At 63.0% G+C, this 7,093-nt stretch carries 7 protein-coding genes and 1 pseudogene; 3 read left to right on the top strand and 5 right to left on the bottom strand.

The annotated features are described in order from the left end of the window. Positions 1-356 (bottom strand): annotated as a pseudogene (locus tag ABR948_RS26965) (hypothetical protein); the annotation flags it as partial. Between the two features lie 505 nt (positions 357-861). After that, positions 862-2,259: a caspase family protein gene (locus ABR948_RS26970; RefSeq protein WP_428123886.1), complete on the bottom strand. Its 1,398-nt coding sequence runs from the start codon at positions 2,257-2,259 to the stop codon at positions 862-864. Positions 2,260-2,690: 431 nt separating this feature from the next. On the opposite strand from ABR948_RS26970, the gene ABR948_RS26975 reads away from it, so the two are divergent. From ABR948_RS26975 to ABR948_RS26985, 3 genes are all read left to right on the top strand, one after another. Next, positions 2,691-2,972, top strand: a complete 282-nt coding sequence (locus tag ABR948_RS26975) for a hypothetical protein (protein ID WP_428123888.1) — start codon at positions 2,691-2,693, stop codon at positions 2,970-2,972. Between the two features lie 89 nt (positions 2,973-3,061). Then, the gene (locus ABR948_RS26980) at positions 3,062-4,324 is read left to right on the top strand and encodes a multidrug effflux MFS transporter (protein ID WP_428123891.1); all 1,263 of its coding nucleotides are present in this window, start codon (positions 3,062-3,064) and stop codon (positions 4,322-4,324) included. A gap of 63 nt (positions 4,325-4,387) precedes the next feature. Next, the gene (locus ABR948_RS26985; RefSeq protein ID WP_428123893.1) at positions 4,388-4,735 is read left to right on the top strand and encodes a phasin; all 348 of its coding nucleotides are present in this window, start codon (positions 4,388-4,390) and stop codon (positions 4,733-4,735) included. A gap of 47 nt (positions 4,736-4,782) precedes the next feature. Here ABR948_RS26985 and ABR948_RS26990 read toward each other — a convergent pair whose 3' ends face one another. The 3 genes from ABR948_RS26990 to ABR948_RS27000 form a co-directional block, all read right to left on the bottom strand. Continuing rightward, the gene (locus tag ABR948_RS26990; RefSeq protein ID WP_428123895.1) at positions 4,783-5,901 is read right to left on the bottom strand and encodes a cobalamin-independent methionine synthase II family protein; all 1,119 of its coding nucleotides are present in this window, start codon (positions 5,899-5,901) and stop codon (positions 4,783-4,785) included. A 22-nt stretch (positions 5,902-5,923) separates the two neighbouring features. Next, positions 5,924-6,640, bottom strand: coding sequence for an ABC transporter ATP-binding protein (locus ABR948_RS26995; protein ID WP_428123898.1), 717 nt, complete (start codon positions 6,638-6,640; stop codon positions 5,924-5,926). Next, on the bottom strand, positions 6,633-7,093 hold a 461-nt coding region (locus tag ABR948_RS27000), incomplete at its 5' end, for an ATP-binding cassette domain-containing protein (protein ID WP_428123900.1). The genes ABR948_RS27000 and ABR948_RS26995, both read right to left, overlap by 8 nt.

A 7,093-nucleotide genomic window follows, 5' to 3' on the forward strand; every position in this document is an offset into this window, starting at 1 on the left:
CGCGGATGGATGCTGCCGAGTTCCAGCGCCACCCGCTCGGCGATCACCCGCTTCTCGCTGCAGGTATGGACGAACAACAGGTATTTCTGCCGGTTCTCGAAAAACCGGAAATTGCCTCTGGGGTCGCGCTTCTCGGGCGGCACTTCAAGCCCGCGCGGCGGCGCCACCCCGCCCGGCATCGAGGCTGCAATAAAGGCCTGGATGCGATCCAGCGTATCGATGGTGATGCGCTTGCCCTCGCGCAGCCGGTGCACCAGCTTGCCATCATTGACCGCGCGGCGACCAAAGGTCGATTCCGCCATGTCGGCCTGGCGGCAGAATTCGGAGATCTGGCTCAGGATCTGGTCGTTTTTCATCGGGGGATGTGAAGGTAAGGATTTGGGACGGCAGTGGGCAGCGGCAGATGGCGAGGGTGTCCTACCATCATCTGCCCACCCGCGCTAATCCCTCATGGTGCTTCTGCGCGCGTCTTGCTTTTCCGGCCTTGTGCTGGGCAGCCACGACAGACGTCATACCCCACGAAAGCGGGGGATGGAGTACGCCGCGGCTTCTCGATTCCATTCCAACGGCTCTGGAATACTGGATCGCCCGCTTTTCGCGGGCTATGACGAGAGGTGGGCGAAGCCGACACTTTCAGTTTCGAATTTCAACGGCCTGTCGCAATCACGCCTCCGAATTCCCGCCGCCCCACGACGCGGATTTTGCCTTCAACATCCGCCCCCGTTCTCCCATATCACCAGCAGCTATGCCGGCAAGGGCGTGGCGCGATACGTCTGGTAAACGGCACTAACAGGCACTTGCGGGAACGTCAGATCGAGGCCGCCAACGCCTGATGGCACTGGCGGCCCCGCTCCCATTACATCACCTGCCGAACAATCCGCGCGCCATGCCGCCAAGGAATTGCCCCGGTCCGGCAAGTCCGCCGCCTCCGCCGCCCCTCTGGCCGCCACCGGAACGGCGACGGCTCGGCCGATCGTCGGAATCGTCGTTCGAGCCGGTCTGCGTCGTCGCAACGATTTCCGTCAACAGCGCCTTGTGCTGAAGCTTGTTGAGGTAGCCGGTGCTGGGATAACCGCGAGCGGCCTGCCAGCGCGTGATGACGGCGCGGGTCGATTCATCGAACTTGCCGCTGACCTTGGTGTCGAAGCCGAGACCGGTGAGCCGGCGCTGCACGTCGCGGCGCTGGTTGCGGTCGAGACCGATCTGATCCTCGGTCAGCTGGTTGGCTTCCTCGTTGAAGGTCGCGGGATCGATGCCCACGGTGAGGTTGCGGGTCGTGGTGCTCGGACCGTTCTCAAGCGACGCGATGCGCGACAGCGCGATCGACTTGAATTGCCCGTTGGGATAGTTGGTCAGATAGGCGTTCAGCTCTTCGGGCTTGTTGGAATCCTTGATCGAGCGCCAGAACTCGAGTTCGACGTCCGAAGCGGAGTTGACCGTGGCGGCCGGCGTGTTCGAAGCAACCGCGGCCGGAGCACCGGCGGGCGCCGCAGCCGGGTTGAGATAGACGGCGCCGATCAGATTGGTGTGGCCCCAGGGCAGTTGCCCCTTGTTGGTCTCTTCGTTGACCTGGGCGCGAACCTGCGTCATCGCCTGCTGAATCTCGACTCCCGGCTGGGTGATGTTGGCCATCAGCGCCCGGGTAAACGGACTGTTGGTACCTTCCTGGCCATCCAGCGCGGTTTGCCCGGGACCGGTCGCAAAGGCGATCAGGGTACCTTCGCCGGAGCTCATTTCGGCCAAACCCTTCTGGACGGATACGCTGCGCGTGCCTGCCGAATTCTTGATGTTGGCGGCAAACGGGTTGTCGCGGCAGGCATCGAGGAATACCAGCTTGACCTTGGCGTCATTCATGGTCTGGTCGAGGGTCACATCGATATTGATCGCATTGCCGAGCTTGACATCCATTTCGGATTTGATGTCGGCATCGACCGGCAGCAGGTAGTTGGTGCCGCCAACGGCGATGCCATGGCCGGCATAGAAGAACACCGCCATATCGGCGCCCTGGGTCTTCTTGCCGAATTCGAGCAGCCGCTCGGTCATCTTGTCGCGGGTGAGGTTGATGCCTTCAACGACATCGAAACCGGCGTTCCGCAGCACGCCCGCCATGGATTTGGCATCGATCGGCGGGTTCGGAAGCGGCGTCACGTTCTTGTAAGCGCCGTTGCCGACCACAAAGGCGACACGCTTGTCGGCCTTGGCGGCGTTCGCACTTACCAGCATACCTACCACTGACAATGCTATGATCAGGAAACGCATGGCCCATATCCCCCTTATTATTTGATGTCCCGTATCGTTCGGCTTTCGAATGTTGCTTCGGTTCAAACACACCGTCGTGAACACAATCCCGGCGCCGTTTGATTGCGCGGGCATAATCTAATCCGTCGGCGGCCGCCGACTGTGACGCAGATCACCTTCGATTTCGATTCCGTGGCAAACCAAACCGGACGCCGTCCCAACCGGCGACGCGGCGAATCCGGAATTCCCTGAGCATTCATCCCGAAGCCGGAGCTTACAAGATGCCAGGCTTGCAAGAAGCAATAATTCGGCCAGCACCGAAAAAAGCACGGCTACCGGCTTGGGCGGGATCGAGGCAACGTCAGAGCGACGGGTCCGCGTGATCCAGGTCACGTACTTCTGGCCCGGTGTCGGGTTAGTTCGAACCCTCAACACCAGCAAAGGGGACCACGATGCGCAAACTTTTTCTGACGGCCACGGTTCTATTGATGTCGGTCGCGGCTCACGCCGATCCTTCCTTTCAGGTCGCGGCCGATGATCCAGCGCCCGCCGCACCAGCCGTCACCGCAGCGGAACCGGCAAAAGCCACCGAACCGGCAAAGGCCGTCGAGCCGGCACCGGTTGCGGAAGCAAAACCGGTCGAGATCGCAAAGCCGAAGCCGCGCGCGGAACGCCGCGAGAGCGACGAGCACAAAGCCCGCCGGATCGCTGCGAAGTACGGCGTCTACTGGTAAGCCCGCGCCTAGCGCGGCAGCCATCCCGTAACATGGGTTGTGCAGCGCAGCATGATCGTTAGAACGGCGTTTTCCGTGAGGTGCGCCGCGTGACTGATCTCAATGCCGATGACTGGGTTTCCTCGAGCCATCGGCCGATGGGCTTTCCGGAATTTGTGGTCGTGATCGCTTCGATCATGGCGCTGAATCCGCTGGCCATGGACATGATGCTGCCGGCGCTGCCCAACATCGCCTCGGCCTTCCACATCACGATCGCCAACAGGCCGCAGGCGGTGCTGTCGACATTCCTGATCGGCTTCGGCATCGGCCAATTCATTATGGGACCGCTATCCGACCGTTTCGGCCGGCGGCCGGTGCTGATCGACGGCATGGCGCTGTATTGCATCGCCAGCGTGCTGGCGATTACGGCGTCGTCGTTCGAGACCCTGCTGCTGGCGCGCGTGCTGCAGGGGCTTGGCACCTCGGCTACCCGCGTGATTGCGACCTCGATCGTGCGCGACTGCTATGCCGGCCGCCGCATGGCCAGCGTGATGTCGCTGGCGATGATGGTGTTCATCGCCGTGCCCGTGATCGCGCCGTCGCTGGGTCAGGCGGTGATGCTGCTGACGCAATGGCGCGGCATCTTCATCGTGCTGATGCTGTACGGCGCGCTGGCGCTGATCTGGAGCGCGCTGCGGATGCCGGAAACCTTAGCCGTGTCCGAACGCAAGTCGCTGGCGATCCGCGACGTGCTCGGCGCCTTCCGCCAGACCGTGACCAACCGGCAGACCCTGGGTTATGCGCTGGCGGCCGGCGGCGTGCAGGGTTCGCTGTTCGCGTTCGTGTTCTCGTCGCAGCAGGTGTTCACCGAAATCTACGGGCTCGGCCGCTATTTTCCGCTGGCGTTCGCGGCGATCGCGATCGGCGTCGCCGTCGCCGGCTTTCTCAACGCCCGCTTCGTCGGCCGCATCGGCATGCGGGTGATCTCGCATGGCGCGCTGGTCGGCTTCGTGGCGGTGGCGGGGATCATGCTGCTGGCGGTGAAACTGCAGATGCTGCCGCTGCCGCTGTTCCTGGCGCTGGCGGCGCTGATGATGTTCGCGTTCGGGCTGATGTTCGCCAATTTCACCTCGCTGGCGATGGAGCCGCAGGGCCATATCGCCGGCACCGCTTCGTCGTTGTACGGCTCGATCACGACGCTGCTCGGCATCGGCCTCGGCATCACGATCGGCCAGGACTACGACGGCACGCTGCTGCCGTTTGCGACCGGGTTTTTCCTCTGCACGCTGGCGTCGCTGGCGGTCGTGCTGGTGGTGGAAAAGGGCCGGCTGTTCCAGCCGCACAACAGTCGTAGCGCTGCCCCGGCGCCTTGATCTGCCTCAAGGATGTCGCTTCGGCAACGGTGCTAGCTTGAACCGAAATCGGAGGATAGCGCGATGAGTTCACCAAAACTGGAAGTCCCGGCCGCCGTGCGAGAGATGGCGGAGAAAACCATAGAACAGGCCGAAAAGGCCTTCGGCATGTTTCTGGAAGCCGCCAACAAATCAATTAGCGCGATTCCGCATCCGACGACGGAAATGTCAAAGAAGGCGCTGTCGTTCACCGAACAAAATATGAAGGCTGCGTTCGATCACGCCAAGAAGGTGGTTCAAACCACCGATCTGCAGGAAGCCATGCAGATTCAGTCGGAGTTTCTCAAAAGTCAGTTCAACCAGGCCAGCGAGCAAATCAAGAAGATAACCGAAGAAGTCATGTCGGCGGCGAAGGGGGCGGCCAAGACATAAGTTCCAGGCGACCGGGGCGGCACGACGCCGCCCAGCGACAGCGCGTGCTATCTCCCCCACACTTCCTTTGCGACATCGACCGCGAGCTTGAGCTTGGCCCACTGCTCTTCCTCGGTGAGGATGTTGCCTTCTTCGGTGGAGGCGAAGCCGCATTGCGGCGATACCGCGAGCTGCTCCAGCGGCGCGTATTTGGAGGCCTCCTCCAGCCGGCGCTTGATGTCGTCTTTTTTCTCCAGCGTACCGCTCTTGGAGGTAATGACGCCGACCACCACGATCTTGTTGCCCCTGGGCAGATAGCGCAGCGGCTCGAAACCGCCGGCGCGCTCGGAATCATATTCGAGGAAATAGCCGTCGTAATTGGTGCCGGCCAGCATGGTCTCCGCCACCGGCTCGTAGCCGCCCGACGAAATCCAGGTCGAGCGGAAATTGCCGCGGCAGACATGGGTGGTGATGACCATGTCGGCCGGCCGCTCGGCGATCGCGTAATTGATGATGCGGGCGTAGATCTGCTGCAGATTGTCGGCGTCCTCACCGCGCGCGCGCACCTTGTTGAGCTCGTCCTGCGAGCACAGATAGGCCCACACGGTGTCGTCGAACTGCAGATAGCGGCAGCCGGCGTCATAGAACGCCTTGACCGCCTTGCGATAGGTCTTGGCGAGATCCTCGAACAACCCCTCGATGTCGGGATAGACCTCTTTCGAGATCGACTTGCGGCCGCCGCGGAAATGTAGCACCGCCGGCGATGGGATCGTCATCTTCGGCGTCACATGGGCGACGTCGCATTGCTTTTTCAGAAACTTGAAATGCGCCAGCATCGGATGATCGTCGGGGAAGTCGAGCTTGCCGATCACCCGCACCGCTTCGTGCCGGGTCTGGATGCCCGCGAACTGGATGCCCTCGTCGGGGTGAAACAGTTCGCAGCCGGTCAATTGGCTGAGAAAGTCGAAATGCCACCAGGAGCGGCGGAACTCGCCGTCGGTCGCAAGCTTCAGGCCGACCGAGGCCTGCTTGTGGACGATCTTCTCGATTTCCATGTCCTCGACCTTGCGCAGGTCGTCGGCCGAAATCTCGCCCTTCTCCCGCCTGGCGCGCGCTTCCTTGATCTTCGGCGGCCGCAGCAGGCTGCCAACTTCATCGGCGCGGAAAGGGGCTCGTGTTCTTTGCATTGTTGTTCTCCCAACCAGTTTTTTAATGTACCGCGGCGCCGGAGACGCCGAGAAAGCGTTCGAGGACCGCCGGATCGGCCTTCAGGGCGGCGCTGGCCGCGTCATGCACGATCGTTCCGCGCTCCAATATCACAGCGCGGTCGGCCAGCCCCAGAATTTTCTGCGCATTCTGCTCGACGATGATGGAACAGATGCCGCCGGCCCGGGTGATGGTGCCAAGCGCGGCCAATAGCTCCTCGACGATGATCGGGGCCAGCCCCTCGGTCGGCTCGTCCAGCAGCAGCACCCTGGGATTGAGCGTGAGCGCGCGGCCGATCGCCAGCATCTGCTGTTCGCCGCCGGAAAGCTGGTTGCCGAAATTGTTGCGGCGCTCTTCCAGCCGCGGAAACATCTGGTAGATTCTGGCGACGTTCCACGGTCCCGGCTGCGCCACCGCGGTCATGTTCTCCTCGACCGTCAGCGAGCGGAAGATATTGCGCTCCTGCGGCACCCAGCCGATGCCCGCGCGCGCCCGCTGGTCCGGCCGCATCCGCGTGATGTCGAGCCCGCCGAGACTGATCGTGCCGCCGAAACGGCGCGTCACCCCGACGATCGAATTGATCAGCGTGGTCTTGCCGGTGCCGTTGCGGCCGAGCAGCGCCAGCACCTGGCCCTCCGGCAGCCGCAGCGACATCTGCGGCAACACCACCGCCTCGCCGTATCCGGCGCGCAGAGCTTCGATGCACAACAGATCAGGCATCGGCGGCCTCGCCGAGATAGACCGCTTTGACCCGCGGGTCGCGCGCGACCTCACCCGGCGCGCCCTCGACCAGCATCGCGCCGGAGACGAGGACCGAAATCCGGTCGGCGAACGAGAACACCAGATCCATGTCGTGCTCGATCAGCAACACAGTGACGTCGCGCGGCAGGGCGGCAACGGCCGCGAGAATATCGTGGCGTTCGCTTTCGGGAACGCCGGCGGCGGGTTCGTCGAGCAGCAGCACCCGCGGCTTTGTGGCGATCGCCACCGCGATCTCCAGCAGGCGCTGCTTGCCGTAGGGCAGCGTCGCGGTCGGCTCGTTCATGACGTCGAGCAGATGGAAGCGCGCGAGATTTTCCGCGATCTCGTCATTGACGTCGTCGCGGGTGCCCATCCGGCGCCACCAGTCGCCGCCGCGGCCGAGCCGCTCCGACACCGCCAGGCCAATGGTCT

The sequence above is a fragment of the Bradyrhizobium sp. genome (assembly GCF_050014615.1).
Lineage (GTDB): Bacteria > Pseudomonadota > Alphaproteobacteria > Rhizobiales > Xanthobacteraceae > Bradyrhizobium.